General features: G+C 72.4%; 15 protein-coding genes. 5 read left to right on the forward strand and 10 right to left on the reverse strand.

Features of this window, described 5'->3' with window-relative positions; translation table 11 throughout:
* Positions 1–36 precede the first annotated feature (36 nt).
* Complete coding sequence (locus ACQUQD_RS05045) at positions 37–1,443, forward strand: lipase maturation factor family protein (protein ID WP_428950709.1); 1,407 nt, start codon at positions 37–39, stop codon at positions 1,441–1,443.
* Here the strand turns inward: ACQUQD_RS05045 and ACQUQD_RS05050 are convergent.
* The 8 genes from ACQUQD_RS05050 to ACQUQD_RS05085 form a co-directional block, all read right to left on the reverse strand.
* Complete coding sequence (locus ACQUQD_RS05050; protein WP_428950710.1) at positions 1,404–2,273, reverse strand: amidohydrolase family protein; 870 nt, start codon at positions 2,271–2,273, stop codon at positions 1,404–1,406. The genes ACQUQD_RS05045 and ACQUQD_RS05050 overlap by 40 nt on opposite strands.
* The gene (locus ACQUQD_RS05055) at positions 2,270–2,584 is read right to left on the reverse strand and encodes an L-rhamnose mutarotase (RefSeq protein ID WP_428950711.1); all 315 of its coding nucleotides are present in this window, start codon (positions 2,582–2,584) and stop codon (positions 2,270–2,272) included. The genes ACQUQD_RS05050 and ACQUQD_RS05055 overlap by 4 nt, the downstream gene beginning before the upstream one ends.
* Positions 2,581–3,576: an aldo/keto reductase gene (locus ACQUQD_RS05060; RefSeq protein ID WP_428950712.1), complete on the reverse strand. Its 996-nt coding sequence runs from the start codon at positions 3,574–3,576 to the stop codon at positions 2,581–2,583. Before ACQUQD_RS05060 ends, ACQUQD_RS05055 begins: the two co-directional genes overlap by 4 nt.
* A 5-nt stretch (positions 3,577–3,581) precedes the next feature.
* Entirely contained in the window at positions 3,582–4,355 is a 774-nt protein-coding gene (locus tag ACQUQD_RS05065) for an SDR family NAD(P)-dependent oxidoreductase (RefSeq protein WP_428950713.1), read from the reverse strand.
* Complete coding sequence (locus ACQUQD_RS05070; protein ID WP_428950714.1) at positions 4,352–5,707, reverse strand: L-fuconate dehydratase; 1,356 nt, start codon at positions 5,705–5,707, stop codon at positions 4,352–4,354. Before ACQUQD_RS05070 ends, ACQUQD_RS05065 begins: the two co-directional genes overlap by 4 nt.
* A gap of 32 nt (positions 5,708–5,739) precedes the next feature.
* Positions 5,740–6,777, reverse strand: a complete 1,038-nt coding sequence (locus tag ACQUQD_RS05075) for an ABC transporter permease (protein WP_428950715.1) — start codon at positions 6,775–6,777, stop codon at positions 5,740–5,742.
* Between the two features lie 73 nt (positions 6,778–6,850).
* Complete coding sequence (locus ACQUQD_RS05080) at positions 6,851–8,368, reverse strand: sugar ABC transporter ATP-binding protein (RefSeq protein WP_428950716.1); 1,518 nt, start codon at positions 8,366–8,368, stop codon at positions 6,851–6,853.
* Positions 8,365–9,447 (reverse strand): sugar ABC transporter substrate-binding protein, encoded by a 1,083-nt coding sequence (locus ACQUQD_RS05085; protein WP_428950717.1) that lies wholly within the window; start codon positions 9,445–9,447, stop codon positions 8,365–8,367. Before ACQUQD_RS05085 ends, ACQUQD_RS05080 begins: the two co-directional genes overlap by 4 nt.
* A gap of 257 nt (positions 9,448–9,704) precedes the next feature.
* Here ACQUQD_RS05085 and ACQUQD_RS05090 point away from each other — a divergent pair, with 257 nt between their 5' ends.
* Positions 9,705–10,403: a FadR/GntR family transcriptional regulator gene (locus ACQUQD_RS05090; RefSeq protein WP_428950718.1), complete on the forward strand. Its 699-nt coding sequence runs from the start codon at positions 9,705–9,707 to the stop codon at positions 10,401–10,403.
* A gap of 101 nt (positions 10,404–10,504) precedes the next feature.
* Here the strand turns inward: ACQUQD_RS05090 and ACQUQD_RS05095 are convergent, their stop codons facing one another.
* Entirely contained in the window at positions 10,505–11,209 is a 705-nt protein-coding gene (locus ACQUQD_RS05095) for a TetR/AcrR family transcriptional regulator (RefSeq protein ID WP_428950719.1), read from the reverse strand.
* Between the two features lie 140 nt (positions 11,210–11,349).
* On the opposite strand from ACQUQD_RS05095, the gene ACQUQD_RS05100 reads away from it, so the two are divergent.
* Both ACQUQD_RS05100 and ACQUQD_RS05105 read left to right on the forward strand, forming a co-directional pair.
* Positions 11,350–12,831, forward strand: a complete 1,482-nt coding sequence (locus ACQUQD_RS05100) for an APC family permease (protein WP_428950720.1) — start codon at positions 11,350–11,352, stop codon at positions 12,829–12,831.
* A 31-nt stretch (positions 12,832–12,862) separates the two neighbouring features.
* Positions 12,863–14,512: an amidohydrolase gene (locus tag ACQUQD_RS05105; RefSeq protein WP_428950721.1), complete on the forward strand. Its 1,650-nt coding sequence runs from the start codon at positions 12,863–12,865 to the stop codon at positions 14,510–14,512.
* A 53-nt stretch (positions 14,513–14,565) separates the two neighbouring features.
* Here the strand turns inward: ACQUQD_RS05105 and ACQUQD_RS05110 are convergent, their stop codons facing one another.
* Complete coding sequence (locus ACQUQD_RS05110) at positions 14,566–15,540, reverse strand: formylglycine-generating enzyme family protein (protein ID WP_428950722.1); 975 nt, start codon at positions 15,538–15,540, stop codon at positions 14,566–14,568.
* 72 nt (positions 15,541–15,612) lie between these two features.
* Between ACQUQD_RS05110 and ACQUQD_RS05115 the strand changes: the two genes are divergently transcribed.
* Positions 15,613–17,814 (forward strand): sulfatase-like hydrolase/transferase, encoded by a 2,202-nt coding sequence (locus ACQUQD_RS05115; protein ID WP_428950723.1) that lies wholly within the window; start codon positions 15,613–15,615, stop codon positions 17,812–17,814.
* Position 17,815: the final 1 nt, after the last annotated feature.

The raw sequence follows: 17,815 nt of genomic DNA on the forward strand, positions 1-17,815 counted from the left end.
TCGTGGCCGTGCCGCGCGGGGGCCCACACTGAGGGCGTGAACTGGTTCGGCACCTGCGACCACTGGCTGAGCCGCCTGGTGTTCCAGCGCGGCCTGGCGGCGGTGTACCTCGTCGCGTTCGCCGGGGCCGCGCTGCAGTTCCGGGCGCTGATCGGGGAGCGCGGCATGCTGCCGGTGCCGCGGTTCCTGGCGCGGGTGCCGTGGCGGCGGGCACCCACGCTGTTCCGGCTGCACTACTCGGACCGGTTCTTCGCGGGGTGCGCGTGGACCGGGGCGCTGCTCGCCGCGGCGCTGCTCGCGGGCGTCGACGGGCTGCTGCCGCTGTGGGGCGCGATGCTGCTGTGGCTGGCGCCCTGGGCGCTGTACCTGTCGATCGTGAACGTCGGGCAGACCTGGTACGGATTCGGCTGGGAGTCACTGCTCCTGGAGGTCGGCTTCCTGGCGGTGTTCCTCGGCAACGACGAGGTGGCGCCGCCGGTCCTCGTCCTGTTCCTGGCGCGGTGGGTGCTGTTCCGCCTGGAGTTCGGGGCGGGCCTGATCAAGATGCGCGGCGACGCGTGCTGGCGGAAGCTGACCTGCCTGTACTTCCACCACGAGACCCAGCCGATGCCGGGCCCGCTGAGCTGGTTCTTCCACCATCTGCCGCGGCCGCTGCACCGGGTGGAGGCGGCGGCGAACCATGTCACCCAACTCGTCGTGCCCTTCCTGCTGTTCGCCCCGCAGCCGGTCGCCACGGTGGCGGCCGCGTCGATGATCGTCACCCAGCTGTGGCTGATCCTGTCCGGCAACTTCGCGTGGCTGAACTGGCTGACGGTGCTCCTCGCCGTCCTCGCCCTCGACCTGACCCCGCTGCACGCGCCGCCCGCCCTGCCGCCGGCCCCGATGGGGTACGTGGTCGTCGTCCTGGCCCTGACCGCGCTGGTGGCGGGCCTGAGCCTGCGCCCGGTGCGCAATCTGCTGTCCCGGCGCCAGTCCATGAACCGGTCGTACGACTCCCTGCACCTGGTCAACACGTACGGGGCGTTCGGCACCGTCGGCCGGATCCGGCAGGAGATCGTGATCGAGGGCACCACCGACCCGCAGCCGCGGGCCGCATCCGACTGGCGCGCCTACGAGTTCAAGGGCAAGCCGGGCGATCCGCGCCGTCTGCCGCGCCAGTTCGCGCCGTACCATCTGCGGCTCGACTGGATGATGTGGTTCGCCGCGCTGTCACCGGCGTACGCCCGCCCCTGGTTCAACGGGCTCGTCGAGCGGCTCCTGGAGGGCGACCGGGACACGCTGCGGCTGCTGCGCCACTGCCCGTTCCCCGACGCGCCGCCCGCGCACATCCGGGCTCGCGTGTACCGCTACCGGTACACGACGTGGCGCGAGCTGCGCGCGACGGGCGCGTGGTGGGAGCGGACCTACGTACGGGAGTTCCTGCCGCCCACCCGGCTGAGGTAGACGCGCCGGGCGGTCCCCGCGAACACGTCCTCGTCCGCACCGCCCGCCAACTCCCGTGCGATGTCGGCCACTTTGCCGTAGGTCGCGGCGAGCGTGCACACCGGCCAGTCCGAGCCGAACATCACGCGCCCGGGGCCGAAGGCGTCCAGGACCGTGTCGGCGAAGGGGCGCAGCGTCTCGACGGTCCAGGTCGCCCGGTCGGCCTCGGTGACCAGGCCGGAGAGTTTGCAGACCGTGTTGGGCAGCGCCGCGAGGGCGCGCACGTGGGTGCGCCACGGCTCGAGGTCACCGGCGGCGATCGGCGGCTTGCCCAAGTGGTCCAGGACGAAGAGGAGTTCGGGGTGGTCGGCGGCCGCCTTGACGCAGGCGGGCAGCTGGTGCGGGAGCACCACCAGGTCGTAGACGAGACCGGCCGCGGCGACCGCGGCCAGGCCCCGGCTCACGTCGGGGCGGAGCAGCCATTCGGGGTCGGGCTCGCCCTGCACCTGGTGCCGGATGCCCGCGAGGTGGCGGCCGCCGGGGAGCCGGCCCAGCGCGGCGAGGGTGTCGGCCACGTCGGGGCGGGTCAGATCGGTCCAGCCGACGACGGCCGCGACGAGGTCGCTGCGCTCGGCGAGCGCGAGGAACTCGGGGGTCTCCTCCGCGACGGTGACCGTCTGCACGAGGACGGTGGCCCCGACGCCCGACGCCCGCACGTCCGGGGCGAGGTCGTCGAGGGTGAAGTTCCGCCGGATGGGCGCGAGTTCGGGTCCGGTGATCCAGTCCTGGTCCCGGACGGACAGGTCCCAGACGTGGTGGTGGGCGTCGATGATCCCCGCCGGCGCCGTCACGGCAGTTCCCAGACCACGGGCAGGCCCGCCGCGGCGCCGTCCGCCGAGTAGTCGTGCGCGACGTCGAGGAGCTCGTCCATGCGGGCCTGCCAGGCGATGTTCACCGGGAGCCGCTCCAGCTCCGCGAGCATCCGCGGATAGTCCGCGCACTCCAGGAGGTGGAACAGGTCCGTGCCGCTGCGCCAGATCGTCCACCGTGTGGCGCCGGCCGCGCGGATCGCGGCGACCAGCTCGGCGGGGACCTCGCGGTGTGCGGCCTCGTACTCCTCGACGCGGTCGGCGCGGACCTTGGTGTGCAGGGCGACTCTCACGCGTGCTGCTCCTGTTCGGGGGTGGGGACGTCTGCGGCGAGCAGCTTCCTGGAGCGGGCCTCGGCCCAGAACTCCGCGGGCGCCGGGGCGGCGAACTGCTCCGCGGTGTCGGCGACTTCGGCTGCCGAGCGGGTGCCGACGAGGACGCTGGTGACGGCCGGGTGCCCGAAGGGGAAGGCGAGCGCGGCGGCGCGCAGGGTGGTGCCGTGCCGCTCGGCCAGCTGCTTGAACTCCCCTGCTCGCGCCAGGACGTCCGGCCGGGCGAGGGCGTAGTCGAAGGTGGCGCCCTCCTTGGGGTCGGCGAGCAGCCCGGAGTTGAAGACGCCGCCGATGACGACGCGGACGCCGCGGGCCGCCGCCGCGGGGAGCAGTCCGGTCAGGGCCCGCTGGTCGAGCAGGGTGTAGCGCCCGGCGCACAGGACGACGTCGACATCGGTGTCGCGGACGAACCGGGTCAGCATGCCTGCCTGGTTCATGCCCGCGCCGATGGCCGACACGAGCCCTTCGCCGCGCAGCCGCTCCAGCTCCGGGTACGCCTCGCCGAAGGCCTGCTCCGCGTGGTCGTCGGGGTCGTGCAGGTACACCACGTCGATCGCGTCGACGCCGAGCCGGCCGAGGCTGTCCTCGATGGAGCGCCGCACCCCGGCCGCGCTGAAGTCCCAGACACGGCGGTGCGAGGCGGGCACCGCGAAGCCGTTCCTGAGGTCGTCTCCCCCGCCGTCGTACGGCTCCAGGAGCCTGCCGACCTTCGTGGACAGGGTGTACGAGGTCGAGGGCCGGGTGCGCAGGTACGCGCCCAGGCGTCGCTCGGACAGGCCGATGCCGTAGTGCGGGGCGGTGTCGAAGTAGCGGACACCGGCGTCCCAGGCCGCGTCGACGGCGGCGTACGCCTCGTCGTCGCGGACCTCGGTGTACAGGTTGCCGATGCCGGCGGCGCCGAAGCCGAGCTCGGTGACCGGTACTGCCGCGCGGCCCAGCGTGCGGGTGCGCATCGGTGTCACTGTCCCGCGGGCCGCAGGCGCAGGCCCTGCATGCCGCCGTCGACGGCGAGGGAGGTGCCGGTGGTGGCGCCGGACAGCGGACTCGCCAGATAGGCGACGGCGCCCGCGACCTCGTCGGCGGAGACCAGCCGGCCGGTGGGCTGGCGGGCTTCGAGGGCGGCGCGTTCGGCGGCCGGGTCGTCGGCCGCGTCGAGGAGCCGGCCGATCCACGGGGTGTCCGCGGTGCCGGGGTTGACGCAGTTGACGCGGATGCCCTCGCGTACGTGGTCGGCGGCCATGGCGAGGGTGAGGGAGTACACGGCGCCCTTGGACGCGGCGTACAGGGCGCGCTGCGGGAGGCCCGCGGTGGCGGCGATGGAGCAGGTGTTGACGATCGCGGCGTGCCGCGATTCCCGGAGGGCGGGCAGGGCGGCGCGGGCGACGCGGACCATCCCGACGACGTTGACGTCGAGGACGCGGTGCCATTCGGCGTCGTCGTTGTCGGCGACGGTGCCCTGGGCGCCGATCCCCGCGTTGTTGACCAGGATGTCGAGTCCGCCGAGCTCGGCGACGGCCGCGGCCACGGCGGCGCGGACCGTCTCGTCGTCGGTGACGTCGGCGGCGTGGCCGCGCAGGGGCTTGTCCACGGCCGTGATGTCGCGGTCGAGGACGGCGACGTCGGCGCCGCGCGCGACGAGCAGGTCGGCGGTGGCGCGGCCGATGCCGGAGGCGCCGCCGGTGACGAGGGCCTTGAGTCCGGCGAAGTCCTGGAGGCTGGCGCTGTCGGTCATGCTGCGGCTCCGTTCGTGTGCGTCGGTGCGTGCTCGGCCAGGTCCTTCACCCAGAACTCCCCTTCGGGGTAGGTGAACTCGGCGATGGACTCCGCCCGCATGGCGGCGGAGAAGCCGGGTGCGGCCGGGGCCGTGTAGTGACCCTCCTCCATGACGACGGGGTCGAGGAAGTGGTCGTGCAGATGGTCGACGTACTCGATGACGCGGTCCTCGGTGGTGCCGGACAGGGCGACGTAGTCGAACATCGACAGGTGCTGGACGAGTTCGCACAGGCCGACGCCGCCCGCGTGCGGGCAGACGGGGACGCCGAACTTGGCGGCGAGCAGCAGGATCGCGAGGTTCTCGTTGACGCCGCCGACCCGGGCGGCGTCGATCTGGAGGATGTCGATGGCACCGGCCTGCAGCAGCTGCTTGAAGACGATGCGGTTCTGGACGTGTTCGCCGGTGGCGACCTTGACGGGGGCGACCGCCTCGCGGATCGCGGCGTGGCCCAGGATGTCGTCGGGGCTGGTGGGCTCCTCGACCCAGTACGGGTCGAACTCGGCGAGCGCCCGGGTCCACCGGATCGCCTCGTCGACGTTCCAGCGCTGGTTGGCGTCGATCGCCATCCGGACGTCGGGGCCGATGACCTCGCGGGCGGTGCGGCAGCGGCGGATGTCGTCGTCGAGGTCGGCGCCGACCTTGAGCTTGATCTGGGTGAAGCCGTCGGCGACGGCCTGCCGGGCGAGACGGGTGAGCTTCTCGTCGGAGTAGCCGAGCCAGCCGGGCGAGGTGGTGTAGCCGGGGTAGCCGCGCTCCAGGAGGCGGGCGGTGCGCTCGGCGGCGCCGTCGCGCCCCGCTCGCAGCAGTTCCAGGGCTTCTTCGGGGGTGAGCGCGTCCGCGATGTACCGGAAGTCGATCTGTCGGACGAGCCATTCGGGTTCCGCCTCGGCGAGCAGCCGCCACAGCGGCTTGGCGGCCCGCTTGGCGGCGAGGTCCCAGGCGGCGTTGACGACGGCGCCGATCGCCATGTGCATCACGCCCTTCTCGGGTCCCAGCCAGCGGAGCTGGCTGTCGCCGACCAGGTCGCGGTTGAGGCTGCCCGGGTCGGCGCACAGCTCGTCGAGGGGCCGGCCGACGACGTGGTGGCTCAGCGCCCTGATCGCGGCGACCTGGACGTCGTTGCCGCGGCCGATGGTGAACGTGAAGCCGTGCCCCTCGTGCCCGTCCGCGGCGTCCGTGCGCAGTACGACGTACGCGGCCGAGTAGTCGGGATCGGGGTTCATGGCGTCGGAGCCGTCCAGTTCCCGGGAGGTCGGGAAGCGGATGTCGTAGGTGTCGACCGCGGTGACACGGGGGGTGGTTGCGGACACGTGTTGCCTTTCGGGCAGGTGTGGGGCTTCGGTCAGTCCTGGGCGCGGCCGGTGGTGACGCGGGCGATCATCAGGGCGAGCAGGATGATTCCGCCGTAGATGGCCTGGATCCAGAAGGACGGCACCTGGGCGAGGGTGAGGAGGTTCTGCACGACGCCGAGCAGCAGCACACCGGTCAGCGCGCCGAACATGGTGCCCTTGCCGCCGTCGAGGCTGATGCCGCCGATGACCGCCGCGGCGAACACCGTGAAGATCATGTTGTTGCCCTGGTTGGCGCTGATGGCGCCGACGTAGCCGGTCTGCATAATGCCGCCGACCGAGGCGAGGACTCCCGCGACGACGAACACGCCGAGCATGACGCGCTCGACGCGGATGCCGGCGGCGCGGGCGGCGTCCGCGTTGCCGCCGATCGCGTAGAGGGCGCGGCCCACGCGGTGGTACTTGAGGACGACGCCGGCCACGCCGAAGCAGACGGCGGCGAGCCACACCGACAGGGGGATACGCAGGAACGTGGTCGTCGCCAGCGAGAAGAACGAGTCGGGCATGCCGAACAGGGTCTTGCCCTTGGTGGCGCCGACGAGCAGACCGCGCAGCACGATCAGCATCGCCAGCGTGACGATGAAGGCGTTGAGCTTGAACCTGACGACGAGGATGCCGTTGAAGGCGCCGATGGCGCCGCCGACGACGAGGATCGCGAGCAGCGCGAGGACGGCGGGGAACTCGGTGCCCCAGCCGGACTGGGCGACCGGCAGCACCAGCAGGGCGCCCACGGCGGGGGCGATGCCGACGACCGATTCGAGGGACAGGTCGAACTTGCCGGTGATGAGCACGAGGGACTCGGCGAGGACGACCATCGCGAGGGCGGCGGAGGCGCCGAGGATGGAGATCAGGTTGCGTTCGGTGAGGAAGGAGTCGTTGACGATCGCGCCGAGGATCAGCAGCAGGATCAGCGCGGGGACGAGGGCGAGTTCGCGGGCCCGTCGCAGCAGGACGCTCTTCGCGGTTCCGGTGCCTCCGGGGCGGGCCGGGGCCTTCGTCGCCGGGGCCGACGGGGCCTGTGTGTCAGCCATGGTGGACTCCTTCTTCTCCGGCACCTCCGGCGTTCGGGGAGCGGGGTTCGGGGCGGACCCCCGTGGCTGGAGGTCAGTCACGGTCCACCCCTTCGATAGAGGCGATGAGGTCGTGGTCGTTCCAGCCCGCCGGGTGCTCGGCGACGATCCGCCCGTGGAAGAGGACCAGGACCCGGTCGCAGCGGCGGAGGTCGTCGAGCTCGTCCGAGACGACGAGGACCGCGGTGCCGTCGTCGCGGGCGCTGTCGACGCGGCGCAGCAGTGATTCCTTGGACTTCACGTCGACGCCGGCCGTGGGGTTGATGAGGACGAGGAGACGGGGGTCGGAGGCGAGCGCCCGGGCCATGACGACTTTCTGCGCGTTGCCGCCCGAGAGGTCGCAGACCGGCTGGTCGGGGCCCTCGGCATGGATGTCGAGGCGGTCGATGAGGTCGCGGGCGAAGGACCTCTTGCGGTCCGTGCCGACGAATCCGTGGCGGCCCAGGCGGCCGAGGACGGACATCGTGGCGTTGTCGCCGATGGACATGCCGGTGACGAGGCCCTGGTCGTGTCGGTCGCGGGGCACACAGCCGACTCCGGCGGCGAGCGCGGCGAAGACGTCGCCGAACGGCAGCCGTTCGCCGTCGAGCCGAGCGGTTCCGGCGGTCGGTGTGTGCAGGCCCGCCAGCGATTCGGCGAGGGTGATCTTGCCGCTGCCGCTGGATCCGGCGAGCCCGACGACCTCGCCGCGCCGCACGGTGAGGTCGACGTCGGTGTAGGTGTCCGAGGTCAGCCCCGACACCTCCAGGACGACCGGGGCGTCCACGCCGTCCTGCTCGACGACCGCCTCGGCCGCGGCCGCCGCCTGCTCGGCGATGACCTCGCCGGCCATGGCCTCCACCAGTGCGGGGCGGGGCAGTTCGGCGACCGGTGCCGTGGTGATCCAGCGGGCGTCGCGCAGCACGGTGACCGTCTGGCAGACCTCGTACACCTCCTGGAGGTGGTGCGAGATGAACAGGAAGGTGACGCCCGAGTCCTGGAGCGAGCGCATGCGGGCGAAGAGCCGCTCGATCTCCCGGTTGTCGAGTTGCGCGGTCGGCTCGTCGAGGACGATGAACCGGGCGCCGCCGCTCAACGCCCGGGCGATCTCGACCATTTGGCGGTCCTCGACCTTGAGGTCGGCGGTGCGCGCGTCCGGGTCGACCCGGATGTCCCAGGTGTCGAGGAGCCGCTCCGCCTCGGCGTGCAGCTTCTTCCAGCTGAAGAAGCCGCGGCGGGATCCGGGCTGCCGGTTGATGAACAGGTTCTCGGCGACCGTCAGCTCCGGTACGACGGTGGGCTTCTGGTAGACGCAGGCCACCTTGGACCGCCAGGCCTCCCGGTCGCCGAGCGGCGGCGCCGGCTCGCCGTCGAAGAGCAAAGTGCCCGCGTCCGGCGCCTGGAGCCCGGTGAGGACGGTGACGAGGGTGGACTTGCCCGCGCCGTTGCGGCCGACCAGCGCGTGGGACTCGCCCGCGCGCACGGTCAGCCGTCCGTCGGCGAGGGCGACCGTGGGCCCGTACCGCTTGGCGATGCCGCTGGCCTCCACCAACGGGGGTGTGGTCGCTGTCATTTGACCGTGTTTCCCCAGAGCTTGGGGTCGTCGACGTTGTCCTTGGTGACCAGCGGCGCGGGCAGCTGGTCCTCGAGGATCCCGCTGGGCAGCTTGACGATCTCCGAGTCGTGGTCGGTCGGACCCGGCTCGAACGTCTTCCCCTGCATCGCCGCCTTGATGTAGTACATGCCGTACTTGGCGTACGAGTCGGCGGGCTGCGAGACGGTCGCGTCGATCTGGCCCTTGCGGATGGCGTCGAACTCCTGCGGGATGCCGTCGTTGGAGACGATCGTGATGTGCCCGGCCTTGCCCGCCGTCTTCAGCATGCCCTTGGACTTGAGGGTCTGGAGGGTCGGCGCGAGGTAGACGCCGCCCGCCTGCATGTAGATGCCCTTGATGTCGGGGTTGGCGTTGAGGAGGGTGTCCAGCTTGGAGGCGGCGGTGTCCGACTCCCACTTGGCGGGGATCTCCAGGACCTTCAGCTTCGGGTACTCGGACTTGACGCAGTCCCGGAACGCCTTGGACCGCTCGCGCCCGTTGACCGACGCCAGATCGCCCATGATCTGCACGACCTTGCCGGTCTTGACCTGCTTGCCGAGGTACGCGCACGCCTTCTCGCCGTACGCGACGTTGTTGGCGCGGACGACCATGGCGACCTTGCCCTTCTCGGGCGCCACGTCGACGGCGACGACCGGGACGCCCTTGCGTTCGGCCTGGTCGAGTCCGGCGGCGATGGCGGCGCTGTCCAGCGGCGCCACGACGAGGCCCTTCACTCCCTGGTTGAGCTGGTTGTTGATGTCGGTGATCTGCTGCGAGGGGTCACTGTTGGAGTTGACCGTCTTCAGCGCGTCGACGCTCTCGGACTTCGCCATCTTCGGCACGTAGTCGTTGTAGGACTGCCAGAACGGCGAGGTCAGCAGGGGCAGGATGACGCCGACCTTGCCCGTGCCGTCGCCGCCTCCCGCGCCGCCGGCCCCGGCGGCGTCGTCCTTGGTGCTGCCGCACGCGCTGAGGGTGAGGGCGGCGCACCCCAGGAGGGCCGCCAGGCGCAGCGCTCCCGCTCTCGAACTCTTGGTGCGCTTCGTGGTGCCAGTCATCGGACCGCTCCTCGGCTCCGGAAGTCATGGGCTCGCGACCGGCGTTCTGCCGTCCCAGCACCGGCCGCGCCGAGATATTTATCAGACCACTTCGTCCCGACGACACCCTTAGGAACCAAGTTTTCTCGGGTTTTACGCCTCCGAGACCCCGAAAAGGTCCGACCACCTCGGTAGTGGTCGGACCACATGGCTGGTTAGACTGCGCCGCATCACCGCGCCTCGTCACGGAGCGGACCCGCACTCGGGAGGACGTCATCGTGGAGCAGACCGCCCCCCAGAAGGGCACCGTCACCGAGCGGGCGATCGAGCAGATCAAGGCGATGATCGGCGGCGGCCGGCTGGAGCCGGGGCAACGCCTGCCCACGGAGCGGGACCTGGCGGCGCAGCTCGGTATCTCGCGCAGCTCCATGCGCGAGGCGATCCGGGCGCTGACCGTCCTCGGGGTCCTGGAGGCCCGGCACGGTTCGGGGATCTACGTCACGCAGCTCGAGGCCGGGGACCTGCTGGAGACGTTCGGAGTCGTCGCGGATCTGTCGCGGGGTCCACGTCTGGTGGAGTTGCTCGAGGTGCGCCGCATCCTGGAGTCGACGGCGACGGCGCTGGCCGCCGCCCGTATCACCCGCGCCCAACTCGCCGAGGTCGAGGAGCACTTGGCGGCGATGGAGGCCACCGACGACCCCGAGGAGATCCTCTCGCACGACCTGGCGTTCCACCGGGCCATCGTGGCCGCCGCGGGGAACGACACGATGGCGGCGATCCTGGAGGGCCTGTCCTCACGGACGTTCCGGGCCCGGGTGTGGCGCGGCTACCAGGAGGAGGGGGCGTTCGAGCGGACCCGGCGTGAGCACTCCCGTATCCACCGGGCGTTGGTGGCCCACGATCCGGAGGCGGCGCGGGCCGCTGCCGCGGCGCACGTCGGTGAGGTCGAACAATGGCTGCGGGCCCAGCTGGACTGAGCCCCGGCCCCGCGCCCCTGAGATGCCGCACGCAGTGCGCGTCTCAGGGGCGCGGGGAACCGCGCGAGAAGCCCCACCGGCCCGCACCCGGCGATGAACCCCTACCCACCCTCTCCCGGCGCCGCGGCCACCAACGCCGCCAGCAACAACTCCAGCGCGGCATCGAAAGAGCTCCCGCCCATCAACGGCAAGTGCCCCCGCACAGAGGCCAGTTGCGGATACTCCCGCGCGGACAACCCCGCATACACCCCGACCCACGCGAGATCATCCGCCTCCCTCCGCTCGACCGGCAGAGCCAAGTGCGCCGCATCCAGCGCCGCATGCCCCAGCACCGTATCCACGAAGGCCGCGTAGTACCGCACCGCCGTCGCGTCGTCGAAACCCGCCCGCCGCAGCAGACCGATGCCGGTGTCGACGGCCCGGAACTCGTTGAGCCGGCGCGTCACCCGGTACGCCGCCATCGCCGCCACCCTCGGGTGCTCCCGGTAGCAGCGGTGGATGCGCAGGGCCATCTCGCGCAGCCCCTCGGCCCACGGCATGCCGTCCGGGTCGAAGCCCGACTGGGCCTCGCCGATGATCCGGTCGGCCAGTGCGAGCAGCAGATCGTCCGTGTTGTGGAAGTACCGGTACAGCGCGCTCGGGTCGCAGCCCAGGGCCGCGCCGAGCCGTCGCACGCTCAGCGCGTCGGGCCCGTGCCGGCCGACCAGGCGCAGCGCGCAGTCGACGATCACGTCCTCGGACAGCACCACGCCCGACTTGGTCGGCTTGCGGCGCCGCCGCTCCGCCGGGATCCGTCCCTCGGCCATGCGGCCCGTCCTTTCCTCCGGTCTGTCCGCGCGCCTTTATGACAACACCATTGACGCAACATTGACAAGGCCGGTTTGATCGCAGCCTCCTCGCCACACCTCCCGTTCATCCCCTGTTCTCAGGTCACAGGAGTCTGCCCATGAGAAGCGAACCTCCAGGTCTGCGCCGTTCCCTCGGTGTCGTCGACGGCGTCGCGATCGCCGCGTCGAGCACGGCCGCCACCACGAGCATCGGCATCGGGATGGGATCCCTCGCCGCGACGGTGGGCCTCCAGGCGCCGGCCGTCCTGCTCATCGCCTTCCTGCCGATCCTCGGCATCGCGACGGCGTACGCCCGCCTCAACCGCGACGAGCCGAACATGGGCAGCGGCTATGTGTGGGTCGCCTCCTCGCTCGGCCCCTGGCTCGGCTTCCTCACCGGCTGGGTCACGCTCGTGGGCACCGTGATCTTCATGGCGTACACCAGCGCGGTGACCGGCTCGGTCTTCCTGCAGTTCGCCAACAAGGCCCATCTGCACACGCTGCTGGGCCTCGACCTCGATCCGAACTCGACGGCCCTGAGCACGGTCGTCGGCCTGCTGGTCCTCGGCGTCGTCACCGTCACCGCGGTCACCGGCGTCCGCAAGGCGACCCGGCTGCAGGCGTGGCTGCTGGTGTTCGAGTACGCGGTCCTGCTCGGGTTCTGCGGCTGGTCCCTGGTCACCGGGTCGCACAGCTTCCAGTGGTCGTGGCTGAACCCCTTCGCGATCCACGACGGCACGGCGTTCGCGCAGGGCCTGGTGCTCGCGGTGTTCTTCTTCTGGGGCTGGGACGCCGCGTTCAGCGTCACCGAGGAGACGAAGGACGTCCGGGACGTGGGCCGCGGCGGCTTCATCGCCCTGTTCTCGATGCTCGCGCTGTTCCTGTACGGGTCCGTGGCCTTCCAGCGGGAGATGTCGCTGCCGGAACTGATCGAGCAGGGCCCGCAGGCTCTCACCTACCTCGGCGCGAAACTCGCCGACGAGCCGGTGGCCAGCCTGCCGCTGCTCGCCCTGCTCTTCTCGGCGGTGGCCTCGCTGCAGTCCAGCGTCATCCCGACGGCGCGCGGCCTGTACGCGATGGGCCGGGACCGCACGATGGGCCGCGTGTGGACCCGGATCAGCCCGCGGTACGGCTCCCCCGCGATCGGCACGGTGCTCGTCATGGCCGTCGCGGCCGTGGTCGCGCTGCTCGCCCTCGCCATCCCGAAGCTGAACGAGATGATCCTCGCGGCCGTGAACTCGATCGGCCTGACGGTGGCCCTGTACTACGGACTGACGGCGCTGGCCTGCGCCGTCCGGTTCCGCTCGGCCCTGCGCACCTCACCCGCGCAGGCGCTGCGCTCGGTCGTCGCGCCCGGCGCCGGCGCGCTGGTGCTGCTCGGCGTCGGCATCTACCTCGGCCGGGACTACGCCACGATGAGCGACCACTTCGAACTCAGCCCGGACAACGGCTGGTTCATGCTCTCCGTACCCGTGGCCACCATCGTCTCCGGGCTCGCCATGGCGGCCGTCGCCAAGTACCGCCGCCGCTCCCCCTACTTCACGACCCGGCGCGGCACCGACGCCGACGCCGTCCCGCCGACCGCGCTCGAAGTCCCGTAACCCCCCCTCACCGCACAAGGAGTTGCCCCGCATGCCCGACACCGCACCCGCAGACCTGGTCCTCACCGGCGGACCGGTCCACACCGGTTCCCCCGCCCGGTCCCGCGCCACCTCCGTCGCCGTCCGTGGCGAGCGCGTCGTCGCCGTCGGCCACGACGAGGTGCGCGAGCTCATCGGCCCGCGGACCGAGGTCGTCGACCTGGCGGGGAAGCTGCTGATCCCCGGGTTCCAGGACGCGCACGCGCATCCGGTCGGCGGCGGGCTCGAGCTGGGTCAGTGCGATCTGAGCGGGGCGACCACGCTCGCCGCCTACCGCGAGCTGATCACCGCGTACGCCCGAAGCCGTCCGGACCTGGAGTGGATCACCGGCGGCGGCTGGTCGATGGAGGCCTTCCCCGGCGGCCTGCCCACCGCCGCCGAGCTGGACGCCCTCGTGCCGGACCGGCCGGTGTATCTCGTCAACCGCGACCACCACGGGGCGTGGGTCAACTCCCCCGCCCTGCGCCGTGCCGGGATCGACGCCCGCACGCCCGACCCGGCCGACGGCCGCATCGAGCGGGACAGCGCCGGCGAGCCCACCGGCATGCTCCAGGAGGGTGCCGCGAACCTGGTCGGAGAGCTGCTGCCGCCGGTGACCCGGGAGGAGCGGATCGCCGGCCTGCTGCGCGCCCAGGAGCTGCTCCACTCACTCGGCATCACGGCCTGGCAGGACGCGCTGCTCGGCTCGCACGCCAATCTCACCGACCCCACGGACGCCTATCTGGCGTGTGCGGACGACGGCCGGCTCACCGCGCGCGTGGTCGGCGCGCTGTGGTGGGACCGGGCGCGCGGCACCGAGCAGATACCGGAGCTCGTCGCGCGGCGGGCGGCCGGCACGCGTGGCCGGCTGCGCTCGACGACCGTGAAGATCATGCAGGACGGGGTCGCCGAGAACGGCACGGCGGCGCTGCTCGGCCCGTACCTCGACGCGTGCGGCTGCCGGACGGACAACAGCGGGATCAGTTTCGTCCCGCCGGAGGACCTCAAGACGTACGTCACCGCGCTGGACGCGCACGGGTTCCAGGTGCACTTCCACGCGCTCGGCGACCGGGCCGTGCGCGAGGCCCTCGACGCCGTGGAGGCGGCGCGGCGGGCCAACGGCTGGTCGGACACGCGCCCGCATCTCGCGCACCTCCAGGTCGTGCACCCGGACGACATCGGGCGGTTCCGGACGCTCGGCGCCACCGCGAACATCCAGCCGCTGTGGGCCGCGCACGAGCCGCAGATGGACGAGCTGACGATCCCCTTCCTCGGGGCGGAGCGGGCGGACCGCCAGTACCCGTTCGGGGCGCTGCTGCGCTCCGGCGCGACCCTCGCCGCCGGCAGCGACTGGCCGGTGAGCAGCCCCGACCCGCTGCAGGGCATCCACGTCGCGGTGAACCGGACCGCCCCGGATGCCCCGGCCGGTACGCCCGTCTTCCTGCCCGGGCAGCGCGTCGGGCTCCTGGACGCGCTCACCGCGTACACGGCGGGCAGCGCGTACGTGAACGGCCTCGACGCGGAGACAGGGACGATCGCCCCCGGCTTTCTCGCGGATCTCGTCGTGCTGGACCGGGATCCGTTCGCCGGGGCGCCCGAGGAGATCGGGGCCACGCGCGTGGCGCAGACCTTTGTCGGGGGCCGCCGCGTGTACGGGATCTGACCCGGCGCGGTCGCCGGGCTCACGGGGCCCCGCTCCTCGATCTCCGGAGGGGCTCAATACGCGCAGCGGAATCCGCAGTTGCCGCTGCTGGAGTCCGGGGTGTTGGACGTGCGGGCGGCGACCCGGTAGCGGTTGCAGTAGGAGTCGTGGCACATGTACGAGCCGCCCCGCATGACCCGGTTCCCGCCTTCGTCCGGCCCCCGCGGATCCACCGCGGGGGCCGCGTCGTGCGTCGCCGTGAAGCGGTCGGCGACCCACTCCCACACATTGCCCACGACGTTGTGCAGGCCGTAGGCGTTCGGCCGGTACGCGTCGACCGGGGCGGTGCCGACGTGGCCGTCCTCGCCCGTGTTCACCGCCGGGAACTCGCCCTGCCAGATGTTGCAGCGCCAGCGGCCGCGCGGGGTCAGCTCGTCGCCCCACGGGTAGCGCGCCTGGTCGAGGCCGCCGCGGGCCGCGTACTCCCACTCCGCCTCGGTCGGCAGCCGTTTGCCCGCCCACTGCGCGTAGGCGTGCGCGTCGTCCCAGCTGACGTGGACGACGGGGTGCCGGGCGCGGTCGCCGACGCCTGAGCCGGGGCCCTCGGGCGCGCGCCAGGTGGCGCCTTCGACGCCGCGCCACCACGGGGTGCCGGCCGGGGCCTGCGTGGCCCGGACGTGCTCCGGCGCGAGGAAGCCGGCGAAGACGTACGACCAGCCGAACTGCTCGGCGGCGGTCACGTATCCCGTTTCCTTCACGAACGTCGCGAACTGGGCGTTGGTGACCGCGTGTTCGTCGATGCGGAACGCGGAGACGGTGACCTCCCGGACCGGTCCCTCGCCGTCGCCGGGGTTGGCCTGCTCGTCCTCGTTGCCCATCCGGAACGTGCCGCCGGGCAGCTCGACCATGCCGCGCCCGGAGGCCGGGCGGCGCGGCGTGACGGTCCCGGCCACGGGTTCGGGCGCGGCCGCGCCACGAGGCGCGGCGCAGCACGCGGGGACGGCCGGCCCGTCCCCGCCGGCTGTCACAGAAATGTCATGCGCGGTCAATGGTCTTCTCCTTGTGCGGGCACGGATGATCGGGGTCGCCGTCCCCGATCCGCCCCCTGCGTGAGGAGCCCCATGCCCGATCGCCGCCGTTTCCTTGCCGGTTCCGCCGCGGCTCTCTCGCTGGCCGCGCTCCCCGGCGCTCCCGTCTCGGCCGATCCTCGCACGTTAGGCCGGGTCCCGAACATCGTGGTGATCCTCGCCGACGATCTCGGCCAGGGAGAGCTGGGGGCGTACGGGCAGAGACAGATCGCCACCCCGAGGCTCGACGAGCTGGCCGCGCGGGGGCTGCGCTTCACGCAGGCGTACGCGGCCGCGGCCGTCTGCGCGCCGTCCCGCTGCTCGCTCCTGACCGGCCTGCACGGCGGGCACGCGGCGGTGCGGGAGAACCCGTTCAGCGGCCCGCAGGGGGCGATCGGCGACGGCGACACCACGTTCGCGGAGGTGCTGCGGGCCCGCGGCTACCGCACGGCGTGCGTCGGCAAGTGGGGCTTCGGGCCGGACGAGGCGGACCAGCCGAGCCACCCCAACTCCCGTGGTTTCGAGGAGTTCTTCGGCTACATCGGGCACGGCCACGCCCACGAGTACTTCCCGGCCCATCTGTGGCACAACGGCGAGAGGACCGACCTTCCGGAGAACGCGGACGGCAAGAAGGGCGCGTACGCGATCGACCTGATCGAGCGGCACGCCCTCGACTTCCTCGACGCGCACGCCGACGAGCCGTTCCTGCTCTATCTGACGCCGAACATCCCGCACGCCCCGTCCGACATCCCCGACACGGGCAGTTACGCGGACCGGACCTGGCCGGCCGCGGACAAGGGGCACGCGGCCCAGGTCAGCCGCCTCGACACCCTGGTCGGCCGGGTCGTCGACCGGCTGCGGGCCCTCGGCGTCGACCGGCACACGCTCGTCCTCGTCACCAGCGACAACGGCCCGCACGAGGAGGGCGGCTTCGACCCGGACCTGTTCGACGCGAACGGCCCGCTGCGCGGCTACAAGCGGAATCTGTACGAGGGCGGGGTGCGGGTCCCGCTCATCGCCTGGCAGCCGGGGACGGTGGCGCCGGGCACGACCGACCGGCCGACACCGCTGATCGATCTGCTGCCCACCTTCGCCGAGCTCGCCGCCGCGCCCGCGCCGCGCGACATCGACGGTCTGTCCGCGGCGGCGCTGCTGCACGGCGGCACGGCGGACACGCACCCGCATCTGTACTGGTCGCGCAATGACCCCGGCTCGACCAGGCGCGCCAACGCCGTCGACGGAGGCCGCATCCTGAAACTCGCCGAGGCGGTCCGCAAGGGCGATCTCAAGGCGGTCCGGTTCGCCCCGGCCCGGGACCGGTCCGTGCCGGACGAGCAGTGGCAGACCGAGCTGTACGACCTGGCGGCGGATCCGGGCGAGACGACCGACCTGGCCGCCGCGCGCCCTGCGGCCGTCGCCGAACTGACCGCGCTGCTGCGCTCGTCGTGGGTCGCGTCCTACGACCGGGAGGCGTACGGCCTGACGGTGCGGGGACCCGAACTCGCCCTGCCCGGTGAGCGGTTCACGGTGACGGTCGGCTTCGGCAACGCCTCGACGCGGGTCTGGACCGACGCACGGGTGCGCCTCGCGGTCCCGGACGGCTGGCAGGCGCGGGCGACCGGGCCGCGCGCCACGGACCGGCTGGCGCCCGGCGCCTCGTTCACGGCGACGTGGGAGGTGACGGCGCCCGCCGATGTCGCGACCGGCGCCCGTCTCCCCCTGCGGGCCACCGCCTCGGCGACGTACGACAGGAAGAAGCTGCGGTTCACCCGGACCGTCACCACGGCGACACCGCCCCCGCCGCCCCGCGCCGACGCATTTCTCAGCGACCTCGACTGGGTATCGGCGAGCAACGGCTGGGGTCCCGTCGAGCGCGACACGAGCAACGGCAAGCAGGCCGCGGGCGACGGCACACCGATCGCCTTCGGCGGCACGACGTACGCCAAGGGCCTCGGCGTGCACGCCCCGTCGGAGATCGTGTACTACCTGGGCGGCACGGCACGGCGGTTCACGGCGGTCGTCGGCATCGACGACTTCTCGGCGAGGCAGAGCGGCAAGGGCGGCACGCGGGCGCGTGTCGTCGGGGACGACGGGACGGAGCTCTTCGACAGCGGGCCGCTGACGGCCGCGGGCGGCCCGCGCCCCGTCGACGTGGACGTCTCCGGGGTGCGGCTGCTGCGTCTGGTCGTGGAGGACGCGAACGGCAACAGTTCGTACGACCACACGTCATGGGCGGCGGCGTACGTGCGCGTCTAGG

This window comes from Streptomyces sp. cg35 (assembly GCF_050410835.1).
In the GTDB taxonomy this organism is placed as follows: Bacteria; Actinomycetota; Actinomycetes; order Streptomycetales; family Streptomycetaceae; genus Streptomyces.

Bases quoted from the DNA above. Each gene is read 5' to 3' on its own strand.
- ACQUQD_RS05060 (WP_428950712.1), bottom strand. From the start codon at position 3,576: ATGCGCACCCGCACGCTGGGCCGCGCGGCAGTACCGGTCACCGAGCTC.
- ACQUQD_RS05115 (WP_428950723.1), top strand. From the start codon at position 15,613: ATGCCCGATCGCCGCCGTTTCCTTGCCGGTTCCGCCGCGGCTCTCTCG.
- ACQUQD_RS05105 (WP_428950721.1), top strand. From the start codon at position 12,863: ATGCCCGACACCGCACCCGCAGACCTGGTCCTCACCGGCGGACCGGTC.
- ACQUQD_RS05080 (WP_428950716.1), bottom strand. From the start codon at position 8,368: ATGACAGCGACCACACCCCCGTTGGTGGAGGCCAGCGGCATCGCCAAG.
- ACQUQD_RS05085 (WP_428950717.1), bottom strand. From the start codon at position 9,447: ATGACTGGCACCACGAAGCGCACCAAGAGTTCGAGAGCGGGAGCGCTG.
- ACQUQD_RS05095 (WP_428950719.1), bottom strand. From the start codon at position 11,209: ATGGCCGAGGGACGGATCCCGGCGGAGCGGCGGCGCCGCAAGCCGACC.
- ACQUQD_RS05100 (WP_428950720.1), top strand. From the start codon at position 11,350: ATGAGAAGCGAACCTCCAGGTCTGCGCCGTTCCCTCGGTGTCGTCGAC.
- ACQUQD_RS05075 (WP_428950715.1), bottom strand. From the start codon at position 6,777: ATGGCTGACACACAGGCCCCGTCGGCCCCGGCGACGAAGGCCCCGGCC.
- ACQUQD_RS05065 (WP_428950713.1), bottom strand. From the start codon at position 4,355: ATGACCGACAGCGCCAGCCTCCAGGACTTCGCCGGACTCAAGGCCCTC.